The organism is Pseudomonas sp. PMCC200344 (genome assembly GCF_030053095.1).
GTDB lineage: Bacteria > Pseudomonadota > Gammaproteobacteria > Pseudomonadales > Pseudomonadaceae > Aquipseudomonas > Aquipseudomonas svalbardensis.
Genome location: NZ_CP125618.1, coordinates 856299 through 874795 on the forward strand (window position 1 = coordinate 856299; position 18497 = coordinate 874795).

The window sequence follows — 18497 nt, forward strand, 5'->3', positions numbered from 1 at the left end:
TTCACTTTCCGAATCAGGACTCACGATGCTGACTTCCTCCCGTTACCGCTTCTATTGGGTGAACTTCGGCATTCCGCTGGCCTGTGCGGTCGTGGTTTTCCTGCTGTTCGACCTGACCAAAATCGACATCGCTTTCAATGATCTTTTTTATGACCCGGTCACGCAGACGTTTCCGCTGGATCATGTCCATCTGTTCGAAAAGATCACCCATAAATGGGCGCGGATCATCCCGAACTGGACCGGAGAATTAGCGATTGTCGGTGCCTTGCTGTCGTTTCTCTGGCCACGTCTGAAGGCCGAAAAGCATTCGAAAATCATCGCATTCCTGGAAAAGACCAAAGCCGCGCCAGTGCTTCGGTTTGCCAGCAAGCACCGTCGGGATTTCCTCTACGTGGTGTTCGCGTTCTCCATCAGCACCGGGGTAATCCACTACCTCAAGGGCCACACTAGCGTGTACTGCCCGATCGAAACGACCCAATACGCGGGGACGGTCGAGCATAAGGAGTGGTATCAGAATTTCGACCTGCTGAAAGTTGCGGGTGATGGTCGCTGCTGGCCGGGCGGACATGCCTCGGGCGGTTTCACCATGCTGGCGTTGTACTTCGTGGCGCGTCGTTACCGCTGGCGCTATTCCAAAGCGGTGATGTATGGCTCGCTGCTGCTCGGCTTCGTCTACGGCACGACGCGGGTTCTGCAAGGCTGGCACTACATGTCCCACACCTTCTGGGCCGGGATTTTCGTATGGCTGGCGTGTTTGCTGACAGCGCTGGCGTTCTATGGGCGAGCGCGGCTGGAGCAACCGCTGGACCAGCGCTGTTCCGGTGCTTCAAAGCGATCATTGATCAACGCCGTCAACACATGATCCTGCCAGCGCCCGGCGATACTCAGGTAGGCCTTGGCGTAGCCCTCACGTTCAAATCCCAGGCGCTCCAGCAGACGCGCACTGCGTTCATTGCCAGGGATGTAATTGGCCATGATCCGGTGCAGCTTCTGCTCATCGAACATGTAGCCGATCCCCGCTTCCAGAGCTTCCTGCATCAAGCCCCGGCCCTGATGAGATTCGTCGATGTGGTAACCGAGATAGCAGGCCTGAAACGCCCCGCGAGTGATGCCGCTGAAGCTGCAGGCGCCGATCATCTGGCCGTTGTCCGGATCCAGCAACGCGAAATGCACCGCCAGACCGGCCTGGAAAGCGCTGGCTTGCACCTCAAGGCGCGGGCGGATGCGTTCAGGGCTGTGATAATCGACGGGGCGAATCGGCGACCACCGGGCGAGATGCCTCAGGTTGCGCCGGTAGAAGTCGCTTTCCAGCGTAGCCTGTTCAGGGTCGAGCACCGCCAGCATCAAGCGTTTACAGGGCAGGGACAACAGCGGCATAGGGCGCTCCGGTTCGCGGGGATCGTCGCGCAAGCATTACGTGGTCTGCGGAAAAACTCAAACTGCCAGCGGTAACGTCACGATAAAGGTACTGCCCTTGCCGTCACCGTCGCTCATGCCGATGACCGTGCCGCCATGGGCTTCGACCAGCTCGCGAACCACTGTCAGACCAATACCAAGGCCCGCACCACTGAAGCCGACCGCGTGAACGTCCTGCACAAACGGCTCGAAGATAAACGGCAGCGCCTTGGCGGAAATACCGATGCCGTCATCGCAGATGCTCATCTGCAGCACGTCCGCTTCAGCGGTGACCGACAGTGTGACATTGCCGCCCGATGGCGTGTATTTGGCCGCGTTGCCCAGCAGGTTGCCGAGAATCTGCGTGAGGCGTACCGGGTCACCCTCCACCGCCAACGCGCACTCGGGCAATTCAGCGGTGAAGTGCAAATGGTGAGCAGTCATCACCGCGGTGCACACGTCGATGGCCTGATGGATGATCTGCACCATGTCCACTATTTGGCAATCGAGGCGCAACTTGCCGGTGCTGGCGCGGGAGACGTCGAGCAAATCGTCTACCAGTCGCGACATGTGTTGCACCTGGTTTTCGATCAGAGCCTGCATGCGCGGCAATTCTTCACTGGGCACGCGCACCAGGCGTCTGGCGATCATGCTGATGGGCGTCAGCGGGTTGCGCAGTTCGTGAGCCACCAGGGTGAGGATGTTGCGTTGTTGTTCCAGGCTATGTTCGGCTGAGGCTTGCAGGTCTTGCGCGCTGAGGGCCGCGATCACCAATTGCGCGTTGGCTTCACGCATTTCCAGGAACAGCCGCTGTTCTTCCTGCGTGCGTTTTGGTTTTTCTGCATCGGACTGTGCCACCAAAATCGCCAGCACCAATTGCTGATTGGCCTCGATCAGTTGCTCGATCTGCTGGCTATCGACCAGCCGGGTGTTGGCGTCGCTCAGCTCTTTTTGCAGCGCCGCCAGAACTGCCCGTGCCTCAACAGTTTTCTGGCCGAGCAGGAACAGTTCGCGAGCGGCAGTGGCCATCGCTTCCTCGTTCTTGCTATCGGCCGTGCTCATGACCTTGACTCACGCATTGTCTTTTCCGCGGCGTTGCCGAGTTGGCCGGCCGCCGAGTAAGCCTTCCTGGTCCGGCAACATCTCGCCGATCTGCAAACCGTTATTGTCGATGCGGTAAAGCCGTAACTCATCGGAGTGGACGCTGGCCCGCACCTTGACCACGGCCATGATGCGCAGCAAACGGCTCTGCACTTCAATGTAGCGCTGAACGATGATTGCGTCGGTGAGAAATGCCGTGCCGTATGGGCTGAAGCGCAGGTCGGTGTAGCGGTCTTCCAGCTCTGAGGTCATCAACACGCTTACCCCGGCGCTCGTCAACGCAGTGACCATGCGCGACAGCGACTCGCGATAGTCTTCGCGGAAGGTCGGCGCGAGTGCCAGTTCAAAACCTGATAGCGAATCGATGACCACGCGGGTCGCTTTCAATCGGGTGATTTCGCTCAACAGCAAATGCACGATTTCATCGATGGACAGGTCCGGGGCGCGGCTGTCCACCAGACCGATCTGTCCGCTCTCGATCAGGCCCGAAAGGGTGGCGTTCTGGGAGTGATTAGGCCGTTGTTCAAACACCGCGATCACACCGGTTTCGCCATTGCGCGCGCCTTCGGCCAGGAAGGTCGCTGCCAGAATACTTTTGCCCGAGCCCGACGGCCCGGCCACCAGCAAGGAATAACCACGGGGCAGGCCGCCGCCAAGCATCTCGTCGAGCTGTGGCACGCCCATTTTCAAGCGCTTGATGGGGAACTCCAGCGGTGCTTCAACCGAGTTGAATGCCGCAGGCGCAAAGACCTTGATCCCCGACGTCGCGATGCGGAAGGTGTGCAGCCCCGGCAATGTCGGCTGGCCGCGCATCTTCATGATTTCCATCTTGCGCACCATGGAATTGCGCTCAACACTCTGGCGCAGCCAGATCAGGCCATCGGCCACGGTGAAAATCGGGTTGGTGTCGGTTTCGGTGAAATACTCGCCAATCAGGAAGGTCGTCGCCTGCCAGGTGGTCATCAACATGCCCAATTGCTGAACGAACTGCGGCAGGTTGTTGTTGGGGTTGTCCTGGGTCTGGCTGGCCAGCACCACCGAACGGAACGAGTCGACGAACACCAGTGACGGAGAGTGAGCCTCCACCTCGCTGACGATGCGCCGCAGCACTTCGTCCAGATTCCCGGCGAGGGTATCGTCAGCCAGGTTGATGTAGCGGATCGACTGGTTGATCGCTTCGCTGTCGAAAAAATCGAATTGCTGCTGATAACGCAGCATCTTCAGCGGCGGCTCGCCCAGTACGGTAAAGAACAGCGCCGGGCGCTCAGGTGTCGCCAGGGCGAACATCATCTGATGCGCCAGGGTGGTTTTGCCACAGCCAGGCGGGCCGGCGATCAGGTTGAACGAAAACTCCGGCAATCCACCGCCCAGCACCTCGTCCAGTCCTGGCACGCCGGTGGCCAGACGGTTGATAGTCACTTTGGTGCTCATGGCGAAATTTCCTGCGAAGGGGTGTCGCTCAAAGAAGGTTCCCACATGTCACGAAGCAAACGTTCGGTGAGCGAGGGCCCGATGAGCGTGGTCAGCAGCTCGTAAAAGGTAGTCAGCAACACTTCACCGAAAAACAGCGCATCGGCGTCGCTTTGCTCAACGATTACGGACTTGAGGGCAGTCAAATCCATGCCGGACGGCACTCTGTCATAGGTGCGGGCCAGACGCGGATGAGTGGAGGCGCACAGGTGGAGGCTGCGGCGATACAGCGCTGCAACCCCTTGGTGGCCGATGATGGGCGTGAGGGCTACATCCATATCCCGCAAGGTTGAAATGATCGCCTGGGCGATCCTTGCGATGTCAGCGTCGGGGCCAACACGGTGCGCCAGAGAAGCTACGATCTGGCGGCTCTCTTCGCTTAGCGTTGACATGGCTAACTGATATCTGATGGACAGAGCTTGATGGTACACCCTATGGGGGCGCTGCGAGTGATTTGCGTCAGAGGATTGCGGGAAGGCCTGAACACCGATGAAACAAAGCCGCAGGCAAAAAAAAGCCCGCGGGAGGGCGGGCAAACCGTAGTTTCTTGAATGAGCAAGCGCAATGTACCCGTTGGTGGAAGGTCGTGGGGTGAAGAAAAATTCATGTCGATGAGTGCCCGCAGCTTCACACCCTGAGACACGCCTAAGGCAAATGATCAGCCGCAAAGTCCGCTTCCGAGCGCGCCCGCAAACGGCCCTTGCGGCAGGCCTGCTGGAATTGTTCGAAGTCGCGCTCATTCTGCGCGGTGTAGCTTTGCGCGTACTTGAATAGCGCGTCGGCCAGCGCATCGCCCTTGCCGATGTAGCCGCTGATCTGCGCGGAGTGCCCGGACGATTTGGCATGGGCGCGGGCCAGAGCGCGGCCACAAACGCGTCCGTAGGCGGCGAAGGTGTCCGCGTCGAACGTCTCGAGTTCAGCCGAGACTTTCATGTCGCGCAACTGACGCACATAGAAGTGTCGACCGCTGGGACCGGTGGTCCAGCCGAGAAACAGGTCACTGGCCGCTTGCATCAGCCGCTGTCCATCGACCACGCGCTGACCGTTATGCCGCACACGCGATTTGGTCTTCACGTAACCGGCGAGCACCGAGCGACGTGCCTCTTTGAATTGCAGGAACAGCGGGTTTTCCTGATCGTCGGTCAACAGCGCGACCAGGCAACGAGTCCCGACACTGCCCACACCGACCACCTTGAACGCCATGTCGTGGGCATGAAAACGCGACAATAGCTCGCGGCGGTCGGCTTGCAGCGTGCCGGGATAGTCGCGCATGAACGCGTCGTAAAGCGGCCGCCAGTCCGACAGGCGCAGCCAGTCGTCGTCGGCATCCAGCAGCGTGGTGTTTTTGTGTAAATGGAAAATTTCCGGCAGATCATCGCGAATGATCAGTCGGCCATGTGCGTCACGTTCACTGATTTTCGGTAGCAGTTCAGCATGGGTACGCCGTTCGGCTTTTTCGATAGCTCGCTCTAAATGCTCCAGGGTCGCTTTGCTCGCTTGCTGGCGCAGGTCGTTGTAACTAATGGATTCGTACCAGGTTTCCAGGGTGCTTTGTTCGGCGCACTCGAGCATAGTCTGTTGGTAGGCGCCGACCACCTGGCGGCAGACCGTTTCTTCGACCGTGTCGCCATGGCGCAGATCGCGCGCTGCCACCACGAAACTCGCCACCAGCCGTTTCAAGTCCCACTCCCAAGGCCCGGGATGGGCTTCGTCGAAATCGGCGACGCTGAACAGTAGATTGCGTTCCGGCGTTGCGAAACCACCGAAGTTCATCAGGTGACTGTCGCCGCAGATTGGCGAAACCAGGCCCATACTGGATGTTCCGGCCAAGTCGTGAGCTTGCAGCAGCGCGTTGCCGCGAAAGAAGGTGAAGGGCGAGACCAGCATGCGGCCGTAGCGCAACTCGACCAGTGACTTGATGCGGCCTTCACTGGACGTTTTGATCAGCGGCAGCGGGTCGCGATTTATTTTCCCCATGGTCGCCTGCGAACTGCGGGAGCAGTTCTTGCGAGCATCCTTGCCTTGCTTCAAGCGGTCTTTGAGGGTGGTCATGGGGGCTCGATTGGTGAGTGTTTTCGAACGTGTGAGAGGTGAGTGTAGAAGGGCTTCGGGTCTTCATCCGAAGTGTTTGGGCTTTGACCGTGGGGGCGAACGGGAGCAACTCACCAACGAGCATCCTTCAATACTCAGTCGTCCCCAAAGCCCTCAAAACCCACCCGGCCTCACCAGGCATCAACGTGTACTGAACCTGCCGAATTTTCCCCGTCCTGCCCGCATCGGCATCCGTGCTGTCATAAACCGGGAACCGCTGCACCAACGCATTTTCCACCACGGCAAACTCATCCTCACCTTGGTAGCCCACCGCTGTTTTCGGGTTCTCGCTGACAGGGGGTAGATAAATCTCGCTCAGCGACTTCTTGCGGTTGGCAGCGTAAGCAATGAGCTCGCCCGGCATCCCGCGCCCCGGTGACCTGATGAATACGTAAATCTCTGGAGAGCCATTGCGATCAAGGTCGGCGGCCTCTGCTCGGACGATGGTGCCGGTGAGGGGGCGTACGATCTCTGAGTTATCGATTTCCAGACCTTGGGGAGCAATGCGTAGAGCACGATTTCCAGCGACCGACACGCTCGTCACATGAAAGCCAATGCCCTGCAATTCAAGTGTTTGATCGAACGGCTGGTTGCTATCCGTCGCATCACCCGAGGTCAGGTTTAACGAAAGGCTGTAGTTGGCCACTTCATTGCGCCGAGCGGCGTTGCGCATCAGGTATACCTGAACCGTATATTCGCCATCGGCGGGCAATGGTCCCAGAAAGTGATTGCCCATGATCGATCCGTTAAACAACGCATAGTCCGCACCTTTCGCGGTGATGTTGAAGTAGGCAAAGGCGTTGGAAGACTTGAAGTCCACGGTCATCATTTGGCCGGCCTTGGCGTTTAGACGGTATTGCGCGGTGAGCGGGCCTTTGATGGCTCGGGTGAACCTGATGGTGTCGGAGCCCTTTTTGAAGGTGACCTGCTCGACACGAGGAGCGATCTCGGTGGCGGCGTGTATTGGCACAGAAGCCATGGCGGCCAGGACGGCTGCGATCCATACGTTCATGTTGATCTTCCTGAGTGCGTTGGTTGCTCAAGCGGTTGCAGGTAAACCGCAGCATAGGTCCGGTTGCGTGGAATCGCCGACCAATACGTTGATTACTGCTCACTCGATTTGAGCGTGTGCTTGAAATGATGCCTCCAGAGTCTGACACCCAACTCTCCGGTCCGATCCAGCGATGAGCCCACCGTCAGATCAGTGATCAACGTCGGCTCCAACCCCGCATCAAACAAAGCAAACCCCGCCGCCAGGCAGCAGGTCTCGGTTTGGAGACCGCAGACGAGCACGCGATCCACCTTCAAGCTTTTCAAATAGTCGATGGTTTCCGGCGAAGGCGCGTAGCCGTGCTTGATGAAGATGCAGTCGGCCTGAATCAGGCTGTCATCGTCTGGTGCGGGATGCCAGCCGAGTTGTTTCTGGAACGGGTTTTTGGATTCGTCGTGACGCTCGACCGTGGCGACGCTGGGCAGGGTACCGATGAGTGTCTGAATACCTTCGATGAGCCATTGAGGTGGGGCGAAACTGGGCTGGACATCGATGATAAGGAGGGCTTGGCGCATGGGCATCTCCGTGGCAGGTCGCGACGATGATGGTGGCTTGGCCGCGGGGTTTTTTGTGGTGGTCTTGCGAGCCTTGTCGCGGGCAGGCCTGCTTTTGCCGGGGATGGTGATGCTGCCTATAGAAATGACCAAACCCCAGATGCAACAAAACCCGCACTTGGCGGGTTTTGTTTTGCTTCGTATTTGGTGGGCCGGGGTAATCTGAACAGGTTAAGTAACCTACTGATTTATAGATTTTTTTTGGGTAATAAAAAAGGCGTGGAATACCTTTTGGAATACCTGTTCGATGTGCGTGGCTCTGAGTGCGTGATTGTTTTATCTGAGGATATTTCACCTATTCAGGCACCTTCCATCGCTGATACCAATCCCGGTTACTAGGCGCTGGTCTCGCCGTTCGCTCTGAGGACCCGCGAAACGAGAATCTGCTGCCTACAGATTTCTCCAGAGAAAAGTCACAGCATTGTGTACGACTGATCGGCCTATCCTCATCAGCGGTGGAATAGCGAGCTTGAAGCCCCTTAAAATCGGTAGATTCATGATAATCGACTTGAGACCCTCATGCGCCCAGATCATTCACACCTATCATTTCTCACTGTAAACCAGGCTCTTGAGAATCTGAAGACGATGACGAGGCAGCCCATGACGGAAGAGGATTTGCTAACTCAATGTGAGGAAGGACATTGCAAAGCCTACGTGAGGCTGACAGGGGGGCGAGGACTGACACAGGTCTCTGGCGAGCCTGGTGATGAACCCGAATCCGTTTTTGTGGCCGGGATACAACGGGTCCTTAATCCTCAGAATATTCGGTTAGCCCGATCTGGTGCCCCGGTTTCCCTAAGGCTATTCGGCCCGGTATTCAGAGAAGCAGATGATAGCTTTGATGAGGTAACCCGCGTGTGGGATGCGGTTGTCGATTTGAAAAATGGTGATCTTGCATTTAAACCAGCTGATGTCGCTGCGCTCGCTGACACCATCAATGGCGTGATCCCCGAAGCTTACGACCTAGACGCTAAAGAGGAGGCCAGCGCAAGCGCCATAATCGCAGTGCTCGCATATATGTCAGGTTTGGATGTCACGAAGCCCTATGCTGCTTACGAGACGATGAAGACAGCGGCCCCACTTGCGAGGGTTGCGATCCCTTCACCGGGGACCATCAAGAAATTTTTCGATCTGGCGGCTGATCGAATCGTACCTGCACCCACCAAATGAGGTTTTGCCCAACCTCAATTGGGACTCTGATTCAGGCCTTCTTATTACATTGCTAGCCACCACACAGCGCCAACGAGCGCCAAGGAGCAATGTAATGGAAACCGGTTTTAGCAACGCCACGCCTGAACGTCGAATTCTCCGTCTGCCCGAAGTGCAGATCAGAATAGGATTCAAAAGAGCGCACATCTACAACCTCATCAGCCAAGGTCGTTTTCCGAAATCGGTTCAGCTTGGTCCGAGGGCAGTCGGCTGGGACTCCTTCGCAGTAGAAAAGTGGGTTGAGGATCGCATTTCTGGTGGTGCAACCACCCGTTACGATGCAAAGGGAGAAATCCTATGACCGCGCTTGCCTATTTCCTCGTTGGCAATGATGGCCAGGAAACTCTGCCTAAGTTGGGGGCTATTGAGAAGGCAGTCGACGATGTTCATTGGTTCGCAGATATGGCGTCTAGTGAATCGATCAAGGCGCTAGCGCGCCCTGGCTTCAGTGAGCTCCACCAGTTTGCGAAAAAGGGCGACGTCTTGGTCATTTCCACACTCGATTGCCTAGGCACAATTGCCACAGAATTGGATGAGGTATTCCGAGCGTTCAAAGCGAAAGGCGTGGCGGTGATCACTGTACGAGAAGGCCTCCATTTGTTTGCTTCTAACGGTGCGACAGTCGGAGAGCAGTTGGCAGAGGTCCTTACGGGCGAAAAGCATGTGCGTTTCGAGCGACTCGGTTAACGGTTGCGATCCGGAAATTCCCTGGCTCAAAGGGTGTACCTTTTGAGCCAAAGCAATCATCCATCACTATCAAAGAAGTAGACGTAAACGGTAGTTCGATAGCCGCCCATCAATGACTATCAAATATCTATTGATGATAGGCGTATGATTCATCTATCATAGGTCTATAGAAAAGAATGCTAAAGGATAGTAAACCATGAATGCCCACCTCTACCTCCGAGCGTCAACGAAAGAGCAGGATGCCAGCCGTGCTCGGGTAGCACTGGAGGCTTTCGCCGCTGACAAGGGCCTGAGCATCGTTGATGTGTACGCTGAAAATATCAGCGGCACCAGGCTCGACCGCCCTCAGCTGCTCGCCCTGCTCGATACAGCCGAGAAGGGCGACGTGTTATTGGTCGAGTCAGTAGACCGCCTCAGTCGCCTCTCACAGGCTGACTGGGACACTCTCAAGGCGACCATTAAGGCGAAGGGACTTCGTTTGGTTGTAGCTGATCTGCCCACCAGCCACATGCTGGTCGAAGCGCATGGGATCACAGGTCAAATCATGGACGTGATTAACAACATGCTGATCGATTTGATGGCAACCATGGCACGCTTGGATCAGGAGAAGCGCGTGGAACGCATCAGGCAAGGACTGGAAAACAAGCGAGCTGCCGATCCTGAATGGAAGCCAGCGGGCAAAAGTAAGAACGCTGCAAAATGGGCGGAGGTGCAGTCGCTGATGGAGAAGCATCCTACGATGTCTGCTGATCAGATTGCTAAACTGGCAGATTGTGGTGTTGCAACCGTCTACCGCATCAAACGCACGCTGCAACCTACAGCGCCCCACATGTTCGACAGTGAGGAGGCGTGATATGTCCGGTAAAAAGGCGACACCAGATCAAAGCACTCAAGCCGTCATACTCCGGGAAGCAGGCTATACACTGCCGGCGATAGCGACTCGACTAGAACTAAGCATCAGCACCGTGCAACGCATCCTAAAAACCAACAAGACAGTTGCTGGCGCTTCAACACAGGCTCTCATTGAGAAAGCCAGGGAAGAAATGCTCAACGCCGCCTATGCGCTGGAGCAAGTTCAGCGCACTGCGGCGGCCTTGGTATTGGACGATTTGGCAATCAGTCAGCAGATCAGAGCCAAGCTCTCGGATTGTGTTGATCAGATTGATCCAACTGACTCCGGCTCCCTTAGAGCGCTCGCCGCCAGCGCAACAACGTTGAAACTCACCCAGGACGTCACACGGCGTGCCCTGCCCCTTGAAAAGCTGAATCAAGCCCTCTCATTTGAAGAGCTCCCGGAGCTCAAGATTCACATCATGACTGATCGTGATGTGGCGGAGATGCGTGCGCAACAGCGACTGGAAGAAGCTGAGCGCAATGGAGACAGTGAGGGCATTGAAGACGAGCTAGAAACGTTGCGCTGGTTCGAAAGCAGGCAGCTGGCGCAATTAGATCAACTGGATGACGACATAATCTGTGAAGGCTTTGACCAGCACTTGCCCGGATCATGACCGGGCAATCGTCAAACCCTTAGAGCGCGCTGTAAGTATTGAACACACTGGCGTCATCCAGTAGGCAGCCATTTTGAAAATCGTCCTCGCAAAGAGGCAAGAGCCCACCATGATAACGGAACGCGAAACCGGATCAGCATCTTCTCAGGGAGGCGAAGGCCTCTCACGCGAGCTCTCAGGCAGCCCTGAGCAGATCCAAGAATTGAACAGCTCAATCGGGGACATTCCTCATGCCGATGTGCATTCGGACAAAGTGGCACATGCCGTCGAGCCGAAGCAAAAAACCGTAAAAAGTCGATCAATTAAAAAGCCGTCAACGACAGTAGCCACGGTGCATGCGAAGGAATTCGCTATGCACAAGAGAAGTATATTAACTAATAAAACTCCTCATATCCCTGGATCAAAGATGAGAGCTAAGACTCTCCTTGATCAACCTTCTCCTACCGAGACAAACCTAAAGCGGTGGAGAGACGTTGACGAGTTTACAAAGCTAGCAGCAGCGGCAACCCCTTTGTATTGGATGGCAGATAAAAAAGGATGGGAGCTGAAGACCTTTACTCTCATCCTTAGCAAAAAGCTCAATGACCGATTAGACAGGGCCGACTCCACAGCAACGCAATACATCCGGGATCAACTCACACGAGTCATTCCGGAAGCTTTGGGTGCTGGCGCAGAGTTTTTGTATGGACTAGAAAAAGCTCCGGGCGCCTTGGCTGATGGGTCCAGCCGGAGACGTTGGCATCTGCATGGTCTAATTATCGGGCCAGCAGGATTCTCTGCTTCAGGTAAGACACCTCTTCGCAAGGCTCTCCAGCCCCTCAAAGGGGAAGCCGACTCAGACCTGATGCTTCAAACACCGGGAACAAAGATTGAGCAAGACCCGAGACACTCAGCAATTCGCTGGTGCTTCTACGCTGCCAAAAATGGATTGTCAGTACAGGTCGATCCGGCATTGGCTGGCGCTTACAACTTGCCAGCCGGGAAACAGACCTTCATCTCGACTCAATTGAGACGGGAGGCAGAACGCTGGTATCGTGGCAGAGTCGCCGGTCTGACTTTCCCTCAGCTCATTCAAGATGCTCCAGCGGGGCTCTACGCGCTCGCTGCTGATCTACCGACAACGTGGGCTAGCTGAAGCGCTCAGAATGCCTGAGACTCCATCTCGGACCGGTTCCCGGCTTTGGTTCAAGGCAAGTGGCAGGAGGCAACCAGTAACGTGTGCGCAGCTCTCCATGCGTTGGACTAGAACCTTGAGTTCATTAGGCTTGGTATTGCTAATGTGGTAAACGCCAGAAAAACAGCTAAGCCGTACGTATCTCAGATCGGTTCGTGAAAATATCTTGTTTTTGTTCCTAGACGGGCTGCTTCCGCTTAAGAATATCAGCCATATGACAACCTGAGTTCGGAGAGAACTGATGGACCAGACCCTTTGCCCGTACACAGCAAAAAAGCTTTGTGACCTTCCCAGTGTGAACGACGAGCATGTGCTTCCCGTAGCGATAGGTGCTCCAAAGCGTTTTTTTGTTCGAGCGTCAGAACAGGACAACTCTCGCTTAAACGATTTGGTAGATGCCCCCTTTTCAAATAATGACCTAGTACGTTTTTTTGCCATGAGCCAAGGCGTTGTATCTCGGTCAGGACCTATTACTGCCAAAGTACCGGCAACAGTCGTGAAAAGTGGTGACGCTATTACCACCGGATGGAGCAAGGAGGGATTACAAATACGATTCAACAACCCAGTTGTGCTTGATGAAGAGACAGGGCAAGTTGCAGGCGTGAAGGGTTATGGTGAAGAGGCCATGAAGCACGCCGAAAGGATTAAACGAGACTATGCCAAAAAAGGCGTAACCGTCGAACTTGGGCCAACCATAAGCGATCCAAATCCAGAAATACACGTTCGACTTGGTGTCGACAGTGACATCGTTTTTAATGAGCTTCTGAAGACGGCCTATCTGGCAACAGTATGGGTATTCGGTGACGACGCAATAAATTCGAAGAGTGGAGAGATGTACAGAGAGGCTCTAGATCGCCTAGCCCCCGACACATTAAATGAGCTAGGTTTTCGATGTGGTGGAGGCTTGCCAACGGGCTTCGATGGAAGCATTAGCTCTGACGAACACCAGTTGATCAGTCTTATCTTAGGTGGGGATGTAATTACTTCCGTAAATCTATTTGGGGTTTTTGCAGCATTTTTTATTACCTCGGCGGAAGGGTTCTCTTGCCCTGAATACACCGGGATGGCAATAAAAATCAACGTTGTAGAGGGATCGCTGAATGTAGAAGACCCAATTCAAGTCCTGCATCAAAATGTAATACGGAGCCAGTACCAGTCCTGAAATATATTACTCCGCTCGCACAAACTTCTATAAAGAAGCCTGTGCTGAATCTGAGGGGCTGTCAGTTAATTCGCTGGTAATGCCGTTTACGAGGGTACTTGTAGCCATTGATCGGTAACATTCTTGAACGATTCTTGAATGTCCGCTCGGCCGCACAGCTTGCGATCACTAAGAAATTCGTACGTGCGATTGAAAGCCTCCGCCAATTCGTCGCGACGAAGTTCTGCGCAGAAAACCGTAAAGAAATCGGTAATGTCAATGACAGCTAAATCGAAATGTAAGTGGCCAACGAAATTCATAAGGCTATGCGCAGGGTGAAGATTTTTGTCGCTCCTGACATTCGAGGCAATAAGTATGTATTTTGAAAGATTTCCTTTTTTGGCTTTCTTTCCGAAGTCAGCAAGCCTGTTTTTCCAGTCGTCTCGAACGGTTACCTCATATGCGGCGACTAACACACCATCCCGAAATTCTTCAATATCACCTGTGGTTCCGTCAAAAGTATCTGATGCATGTGGGTGATGCGTCACTGTGCTGTGGCCGTAACGCTTTCTGTGAATTTCAAGAAATGCAGCCACGAGAAACTGCTGTACGTGCCCCTCAGATTGTATTGCAAGTATTTTTTCGCACAGGTCAAGGCACCTAGCGTATGAGAGATAAGTTGCCGGAAGTGGAGGAAGTGCTTGCGGTACAACTCTCGATGAACACATTTGCCATATGGCATGATTCAACAGTATTTCGCGCTCTGCGGTGCTGAGTGCTGCCAAGGCGGCTAGATATGCCGAGAAACGAGGGTCGGTGGATAGATCAAAAGATCTTACATTTCCTTTCCATCCAAGGTTTTCCCCAAAGGCAGTTATGTTTTTATGCAAAGTCACATGCCTATCGGTTAACGCTCCAGCGAGGCGCTTGTCTCCATGCTGTCCGCGAATTCCGATGGGTACGCTTTTATAATCCCAGGTGAGCTCGGTAATTGAATATGATGTTAGAAACACAGAGGCTAGGCGGGCGCTGCCGCCTCCAGGCATTACATGGGTGGAGAATATTGCCTGAAGATGTGGTGATGCTGGGCGCCCTAGGGCGCCGCCGTTAATCAAAATATCCAAGCGCTCTAAAATTAATTCAACAGCATTCTCTACATTTACATTCCGTGGCATAGCAGAAGTTCGCCTTGAGTTATCGGTGTTTCAAAGTGGGGGTCAATTAATTTTGGGGTTGTGTGTCCCGCTAGCTGGCTGTGAACAGCACCAGCAATTGCAAATGCAAGGTCTGGTGGGACGGCATCACCAACTTGTTTGTATTGCGCTGAGCGTGTTCCTGAAAAACAAAAGCCCTCAGGGAATGTTTGGATCAGAGCGCACTCTTCTACGCTCAAGCGTCGTGCCCCAGGAACAACCCCCGCTCTCGGAGCACCGCCAGCCATCAAGTGAGCGTGATACTCCGGAACGATATTTAGAGTGTCTATCCAGTGGGTTTTATTTCCTCCGGATGACGCGAGGATCGTATGGCAGGGGCCATTCGGATCAAGTGGGCGCCCGCCGCCATTGAAAACATGCCCTGCATAGGGGCTCGGACGAGTATCTGGCGACTTGGCAAAGAATACTGAGCTGTTTGGGGCGTCGCCTATCGGATCAACACCAAGCACTGAAAAAGCGGTGACATGGGGAACGCCAGCTTCCAATCCATGTGTTGGTGCAGGGAAACGAAGGGTTTTATGTTTGCAGCCCAAAACAAAAAGTCTTTTCCGCTTTTGAGGAACCCCATAGTCGGAAGCGCTTAGCAATGCCCAATTGATGAAATAGCCGCACGCTGCGAGCTGGGCTAATGCCCACTCGAAATACGGTCTTGTCCTTTTGAGGGTAAGCCCAGGCACGTTCTCCATAATGAAGGCGGCAGGTTGAACCTCTCGAAGGCAACGAATGTACTCAGGAATCATGTCCCGGGAGTCACTAGATGATTTTCTCAATCCACCAATAGAGAAGGGTTGGCAAGGTGGACCTCCTGCAAGAAGATCTACTTTTCCTCGGTATCGTGTAAACGAAACCGATTGAATATCTTGATTGTAATGTTCTGAGGTTACGTCATGGGACACGTACGTTGCCATTGCGTCTTTGTTGAGTTCAACATTGGCAATGACACTGAAGCCAGCTCGCTTTAGGCCTAGAGAAAGGCCGCCCGGCCCGGAAAAAAGATCAATCGCACGCATTCGCGGCCCCCAATAAAATAGGGCGCAATATATCAGTTTGAGAAGGGTCTGGTTAAAGGCATGACGGATGGGCCTAAGCCCAGCCGCACATGCCAGCGCTACATTTAAGCTTGTCCGGCATCGGGGAAAAGCAGAATTGGGAAGTTAGCGTGGTAGCTCACGTCGATCCATGCAGTCCTCGAATGCCCTAGGCTCGGTAGCGCCGAAGCCATTATGGGTATGGCTTCGTAGGCATGCAAGGGCGTACGCCTATTCAAATTAGACCGACTGATTGCTGAAATCGATGAGTGACTTTTTGAGATGCATGATGGTTGAAAGCGGCGTGCTGATGGATGCGCTGTGTATGGGCTCACGTATGGGCTGGGTAGTTGTTGGTAGCCATGTCATTGACTTTGTTGAATTTTAATCATTAAAAAGCCGGCTTGTGGCCGGTTTCATTTTACTGAAACGACAGCTGGCGATTAGCTTCGCGAGCGAGTCAGCATGCGGACTTAGCGCTGGTGGCTGTGAAGCATCCGCTTTGCATTGCGAGCTAGGCACTTGCCTATGCGTGCTTGCTAGTCAAAATTACTAGCGGCACGGTAAGCCGTAGCGAGCGTTGAATTCCCTGCACCAATGATTGCTGACATCGAAAGACTCCCGGTAGCTGCTCCCTGGATGTGTTCGCTCCACCATTTCATCATCGGACGCCTGCGCTCGATGTAGTCAGCCCGGTTATAGGCGCTGCGCACCTCGTCCTTATCAACATGCGCGAGTGCAACCTCGATCAACTCCGGGTCCCAGCCATGCTCGTTCAGTATGGTGCTCGCCATTGACCGCATACCGTGGCTGACTAGACGGCCCGCGAATCCCATCCGCTTAAGCGCCATATTGGCGGTCTGGCTGTTGCAATGGGTGCGAGGATTTCGATCTGCGGGGAACACATACTCACGGTGTCCACTGAAAGGCTTGATAGCTTCCAGAAGCTCTAGAGCTTGCTGCGTGAGCGGGATTATATGCGTGCGACGCTTTTTCATCCGCTCCGGAGGGATCGTCCATATCTTCCTTTCGAGGTCGATGTCCGCCCAGCGAGCGGTAGCAGCCTCCGCTGGGCGGGTCATGGTGTGGAGCTGCCACTCGATCAAGCAGCGCGTAGTCCTTTTGATGCTGGCATTGGCGACTGCTAGCATCAGTTCTCTCAGCTCATCCGGCGCAAGTGCCGCCATGTTTTGCTTCTTCGGTTTTTTGAAGACAGAGCGGATGCCACTAAGCGGATTTGAAAAAATTAAGCCAGCATTCACTCCGTAAGTCATGATTTCGTTGAGACGCTGGCTAAGCCGCTTAACCGTCTCTAGGCTGCCCTTTGCCTCAAGAGGTCGCAGCAATTTAATCACCGCTGGCGCAGTGATCGCTGAAATCGGAGTCAGCGCTAAGTCGGGAAAGACGTGCAGTGTTAAAGAGCGCCAGATGTCTTCAGCGTACGCAGTGGTCACTGAGTCTTTCTTGAGATCAAACCAGGCGGTGGCCACATTTTTGAAAGTGTGCTCCGTTGTCGCCTTTAACGTTTGCCGGTCCGCGTCCCGCTTCTCCTTCGGGTCGAGCCCTTGGGCAACCAGCTCCCTGGCTTCAACTGTGCGTTTCCGTGCTTGAGCTAGGCCTACCTCGGGGAAAGTACCCAAGCCCATGTTGACCCGTTTCTTGGTCACCGGGTGGATGTAATTAAAATTCCACAGCTTCGAGCCATTGGCTCTAACCCTCATCTGGAGGCCATCACCATCAGTGAGGATGTAGTCCTTTTCCTTTGGTTTGGCGGCCTTGACTTTGACGTCTGAAAGCCTCGCGGCTTGAGCTCCCATGGTGTATTCCAAGCTGTTCATGTATTCCAAAAAATAGCAGGCGGGAGCTTGGAATACCACTTGGAATACACGAGCGTCTGGATGGCTATGGACGCATCGAGACGATTATGGAGCCTAAACCCCTGTATTCACTGGATTTTAGGCACAAAAAAAGACGTCCTTGGACGTCTTTAGATGTTGAAGTGGTGGAGCCGGGGGGATTTGAACCCCCGTCCGCCAGTACTCCGCTGTCGGTACTACATGCGTAGCCGTGTCTATTAAGTTAACCCTCAGCGACCCGACGGGCAGGGTGCTTTGGGCGAGTTGTGTAAGTTTTAGCCGCTTCGTCCACAACGTACTGCACGGCGATTCTGTTCTATATGACAATCACTTTGGGTTTACAGACATCCCCTGATGATTGCTGGACCCGAAGGTACCAGGAGGGAAGGGCTAAGGCTGCTTACGCAGCGAGAGCGTATTCCCCGTAGGTTTCGTCATTGGCAACTATAGAAAGTTGCAACAGTGGATTTACGAGTTCTGTTACCAACTCGGCATGCACCTAAAGTTTCGCAACCGGCGTCGAATCCTAAACGGCCCCGAGCCTGTTGCTCTGTGAATCAAAGTGAGCAACAAGCCTGCGCAGTGTACGCCAACGTGGCTCAGAAGGCCAACCCGAAGGTTGGCCTTGAGCGGCTATCAGGTTTTACCGCCTTTGTTCGCGTTCTGGATTTCCTGGATGGTTTGGGTGGTTTCCGAGATGCACTTCTCGGTGCCTTCCTTGGTGTTCATCGCTTGGTGGGCCTTGGCTTGCTGGACGCTGGCTTCGACACGGGCACTGATTTCCGGTGCTTGAATTTGTGACTTGGCATTGGCGATGGTCTGCAGGTTGGTTTCACAGAGATCTTCTGAGCCGCCGGCCGCAAACGAGGTGGACGCCATCAGTGAGGCAGTAACGAACAGACCTAACAGTACAGAACGTTTCATGAGTATCTCCTTGAACTGAGGGTCCAGGCATCGCTGGCCGTCAGGACGGGCTGCCGAGTTTGGGTAAAGCCCGGTAATTTCCGGGCTTACTCTG

The 18497-nt window shown here is 54.4% G+C and carries 20 protein-coding genes and 1 other RNA gene; 9 read left to right on the forward strand and 12 right to left on the reverse strand.

Annotation, left to right across the window (positions count from 1 at the left end):
- Nucleotides 1–25: 25 nt before the first annotated feature.
- Nucleotides 26–862 (forward strand): phosphatase PAP2 family protein, encoded by an 837-nt coding sequence (locus QFW87_RS03705; protein ID WP_283189844.1) that lies wholly within the window; start codon nt 26–28, stop codon nt 860–862.
- On the opposite strand, the gene QFW87_RS03710 is transcribed toward QFW87_RS03705, so the two are convergent.
- The 7 genes from QFW87_RS03710 to QFW87_RS03740 form a co-directional block, all read right to left on the reverse strand.
- The gene (locus tag QFW87_RS03710; RefSeq protein WP_283189845.1) at nt 775–1377 is read right to left on the reverse strand and encodes a GNAT family N-acetyltransferase; all 603 of its coding nucleotides are present in this window, start codon (nt 1375–1377) and stop codon (nt 775–777) included. The genes QFW87_RS03705 and QFW87_RS03710 overlap by 88 nt on opposite strands.
- 57 nt (nt 1378–1434) lie before the next feature.
- Nucleotides 1435–2457, reverse strand: a complete 1023-nt coding sequence (locus tag QFW87_RS03715; RefSeq protein WP_283182876.1) for a HAMP domain-containing sensor histidine kinase — start codon at nt 2455–2457, stop codon at nt 1435–1437.
- A gap of 9 nt (nt 2458–2466) precedes the next feature.
- Nucleotides 2467–3927 carry an ATPase domain-containing protein gene (locus tag QFW87_RS03720; RefSeq protein WP_283189846.1) on the reverse strand — a complete coding sequence of 487 codons (1461 nt, stop codon included), beginning with the start codon at nt 3925–3927 and terminating at the stop codon, nt 2467–2469.
- The gene (locus QFW87_RS03725) at nt 3924–4358 is read right to left on the reverse strand and encodes a hypothetical protein (RefSeq protein WP_283182878.1); all 435 of its coding nucleotides are present in this window, start codon (nt 4356–4358) and stop codon (nt 3924–3926) included. The genes QFW87_RS03720 and QFW87_RS03725 overlap by 4 nt, the downstream gene beginning before the upstream one ends.
- Before the next feature lie 253 nt (nt 4359–4611).
- Nucleotides 4612–6018: a DUF2252 domain-containing protein gene (locus QFW87_RS03730; RefSeq protein ID WP_283189847.1), complete on the reverse strand. Its 1407-nt coding sequence runs from the start codon at nt 6016–6018 to the stop codon at nt 4612–4614.
- Between the two features lie 127 nt (nt 6019–6145).
- On the reverse strand, nt 6146–7069 hold the full coding sequence (locus tag QFW87_RS03735) for a hypothetical protein (RefSeq protein WP_283189848.1): 924 nt from the start codon (nt 7067–7069) through the stop codon (nt 6146–6148).
- Nucleotides 7070–7161: 92 nt separating this feature from the next.
- Entirely contained in the window at nt 7162–7623 is a 462-nt protein-coding gene (locus tag QFW87_RS03740) for an isochorismatase family protein (protein WP_283189849.1), read from the reverse strand.
- On the opposite strand from QFW87_RS03740, the gene QFW87_RS03745 reads away from it, so the two are divergent.
- The 8 genes from QFW87_RS03745 to QFW87_RS03780 all read left to right on the forward strand — a co-directional run bounded on the left by QFW87_RS03745 (nt 7622) and on the right by QFW87_RS03780 (nt 13402).
- On the forward strand, nt 7622–7828 hold the full coding sequence (locus QFW87_RS03745) for a hypothetical protein (protein ID WP_283189850.1): 207 nt from the start codon (nt 7622–7624) through the stop codon (nt 7826–7828). The genes QFW87_RS03740 and QFW87_RS03745 overlap by 2 nt on opposite strands.
- 434 nt (nt 7829–8262) lie before the next feature.
- On the forward strand, nt 8263–8832 hold the full coding sequence (locus tag QFW87_RS03750) for a hypothetical protein (protein ID WP_283189851.1): 570 nt from the start codon (nt 8263–8265) through the stop codon (nt 8830–8832).
- A 94-nt stretch (nt 8833–8926) separates the two neighbouring features.
- On the forward strand, nt 8927–9172 hold the full coding sequence (locus tag QFW87_RS03755; RefSeq protein WP_283189852.1) for an AlpA family transcriptional regulator: 246 nt from the start codon (nt 8927–8929) through the stop codon (nt 9170–9172).
- Nucleotides 9169–9558, forward strand: coding sequence for a recombinase family protein (locus QFW87_RS03760; RefSeq protein ID WP_283189853.1), 390 nt, complete (start codon nt 9169–9171; stop codon nt 9556–9558). The genes QFW87_RS03755 and QFW87_RS03760 overlap by 4 nt, the downstream gene beginning before the upstream one ends.
- Nucleotides 9559–9754: 196 nt before the next feature.
- Nucleotides 9755–10411, forward strand: a complete 657-nt coding sequence (locus QFW87_RS03765; protein ID WP_283189854.1) for a recombinase family protein — start codon at nt 9755–9757, stop codon at nt 10409–10411.
- A gap of 1 nt (nt 10412) precedes the next feature.
- On the forward strand, nt 10413–11066 hold the full coding sequence (locus tag QFW87_RS03770; protein WP_283189855.1) for a helix-turn-helix domain-containing protein: 654 nt from the start codon (nt 10413–10415) through the stop codon (nt 11064–11066).
- A gap of 109 nt (nt 11067–11175) precedes the next feature.
- Nucleotides 11176–12201 (forward strand): hypothetical protein, encoded by a 1026-nt coding sequence (locus tag QFW87_RS03775; protein WP_283189856.1) that lies wholly within the window; start codon nt 11176–11178, stop codon nt 12199–12201.
- 280 nt (nt 12202–12481) lie between these two features.
- Nucleotides 12482–13402, forward strand: coding sequence for a hypothetical protein (locus QFW87_RS03780; protein WP_283189857.1), 921 nt, complete (start codon nt 12482–12484; stop codon nt 13400–13402).
- A gap of 86 nt (nt 13403–13488) precedes the next feature.
- On the opposite strand, the gene QFW87_RS03785 is transcribed toward QFW87_RS03780, so the two are convergent.
- The 5 genes from QFW87_RS03785 to QFW87_RS03805 form a co-directional block, all read right to left on the reverse strand.
- Nucleotides 13489–14556, reverse strand: a complete 1068-nt coding sequence (locus QFW87_RS03785) for a hypothetical protein (protein ID WP_283189858.1) — start codon at nt 14554–14556, stop codon at nt 13489–13491.
- Nucleotides 14541–15605: a DNA (cytosine-5-)-methyltransferase gene (gene dcm, locus QFW87_RS03790; protein ID WP_283189859.1), complete on the reverse strand. Its 1065-nt coding sequence runs from the start codon at nt 15603–15605 to the stop codon at nt 14541–14543. The genes QFW87_RS03785 and dcm overlap by 16 nt, the downstream gene beginning before the upstream one ends.
- Before the next feature lie 557 nt (nt 15606–16162).
- Nucleotides 16163–17440, reverse strand: a complete 1278-nt coding sequence (locus QFW87_RS03795) for an integrase domain-containing protein (RefSeq protein WP_283190877.1) — start codon at nt 17438–17440, stop codon at nt 16163–16165.
- 183 nt (nt 17441–17623) lie between these two features.
- Nucleotides 17624–18017, reverse strand: a transfer-messenger RNA (tmRNA) gene (gene ssrA, locus QFW87_RS03800).
- A gap of 98 nt (nt 18018–18115) precedes the next feature.
- The gene (locus QFW87_RS03805; protein ID WP_283182895.1) at nt 18116–18403 is read right to left on the reverse strand and encodes a hypothetical protein; all 288 of its coding nucleotides are present in this window, start codon (nt 18401–18403) and stop codon (nt 18116–18118) included.
- Nucleotides 18404–18497 lie beyond the last annotated feature (94 nt).

Bases quoted from the DNA above. Each gene is read 5' to 3' on its own strand.
- QFW87_RS03740 (WP_283189849.1), bottom strand. From the start codon at position 7,623: ATGCGCCAAGCCCTCCTTATCATCGATGTCCAGCCCAGTTTCGCCCCA.
- QFW87_RS03730 (WP_283189847.1), bottom strand. From the start codon at position 6,018: ATGACCACCCTCAAAGACCGCTTGAAGCAAGGCAAGGATGCTCGCAAG.
- QFW87_RS03725 (WP_283182878.1), bottom strand. From the start codon at position 4,358: ATGTCAACGCTAAGCGAAGAGAGCCGCCAGATCGTAGCTTCTCTGGCG.
- QFW87_RS03805 (WP_283182895.1), bottom strand. From the start codon at position 18,403: ATGAAACGTTCTGTACTGTTAGGTCTGTTCGTTACTGCCTCACTGATG.
- QFW87_RS03715 (WP_283182876.1), bottom strand. From the start codon at position 2,457: ATGAGCACGGCCGATAGCAAGAACGAGGAAGCGATGGCCACTGCCGCT.
- QFW87_RS03765 (WP_283189854.1), top strand. From the start codon at position 9,755: ATGAATGCCCACCTCTACCTCCGAGCGTCAACGAAAGAGCAGGATGCC.
- QFW87_RS03705 (WP_283189844.1), top strand. From the start codon at position 26: ATGCTGACTTCCTCCCGTTACCGCTTCTATTGGGTGAACTTCGGCATT.
- QFW87_RS03760 (WP_283189853.1), top strand. From the start codon at position 9,169: ATGACCGCGCTTGCCTATTTCCTCGTTGGCAATGATGGCCAGGAAACT.
- QFW87_RS03755 (WP_283189852.1), top strand. From the start codon at position 8,927: ATGGAAACCGGTTTTAGCAACGCCACGCCTGAACGTCGAATTCTCCGT.
- QFW87_RS03780 (WP_283189857.1), top strand. From the start codon at position 12,482: ATGGACCAGACCCTTTGCCCGTACACAGCAAAAAAGCTTTGTGACCTT.
- QFW87_RS03750 (WP_283189851.1), top strand. From the start codon at position 8,263: ATGACGGAAGAGGATTTGCTAACTCAATGTGAGGAAGGACATTGCAAA.
- QFW87_RS03720 (WP_283189846.1), bottom strand. From the start codon at position 3,927: ATGAGCACCAAAGTGACTATCAACCGTCTGGCCACCGGCGTGCCAGGA.
- dcm (WP_283189859.1), bottom strand. From the start codon at position 15,605: ATGCGTGCGATTGATCTTTTTTCCGGGCCGGGCGGCCTTTCTCTAGGC.
- QFW87_RS03775 (WP_283189856.1), top strand. From the start codon at position 11,176: ATGATAACGGAACGCGAAACCGGATCAGCATCTTCTCAGGGAGGCGAA.
- QFW87_RS03795 (WP_283190877.1), bottom strand. From the start codon at position 17,440: ATGGGAGCTCAAGCCGCGAGGCTTTCAGACGTCAAAGTCAAGGCCGCC.
- QFW87_RS03710 (WP_283189845.1), bottom strand. From the start codon at position 1,377: ATGCCGCTGTTGTCCCTGCCCTGTAAACGCTTGATGCTGGCGGTGCTC.
- QFW87_RS03735 (WP_283189848.1), bottom strand. From the start codon at position 7,069: ATGAACGTATGGATCGCAGCCGTCCTGGCCGCCATGGCTTCTGTGCCA.
- QFW87_RS03745 (WP_283189850.1), top strand. From the start codon at position 7,622: ATGGGCATCTCCGTGGCAGGTCGCGACGATGATGGTGGCTTGGCCGCG.
- QFW87_RS03785 (WP_283189858.1), bottom strand. From the start codon at position 14,556: ATGCCACGGAATGTAAATGTAGAGAATGCTGTTGAATTAATTTTAGAG.
- QFW87_RS03770 (WP_283189855.1), top strand. From the start codon at position 10,413: ATGTCCGGTAAAAAGGCGACACCAGATCAAAGCACTCAAGCCGTCATA.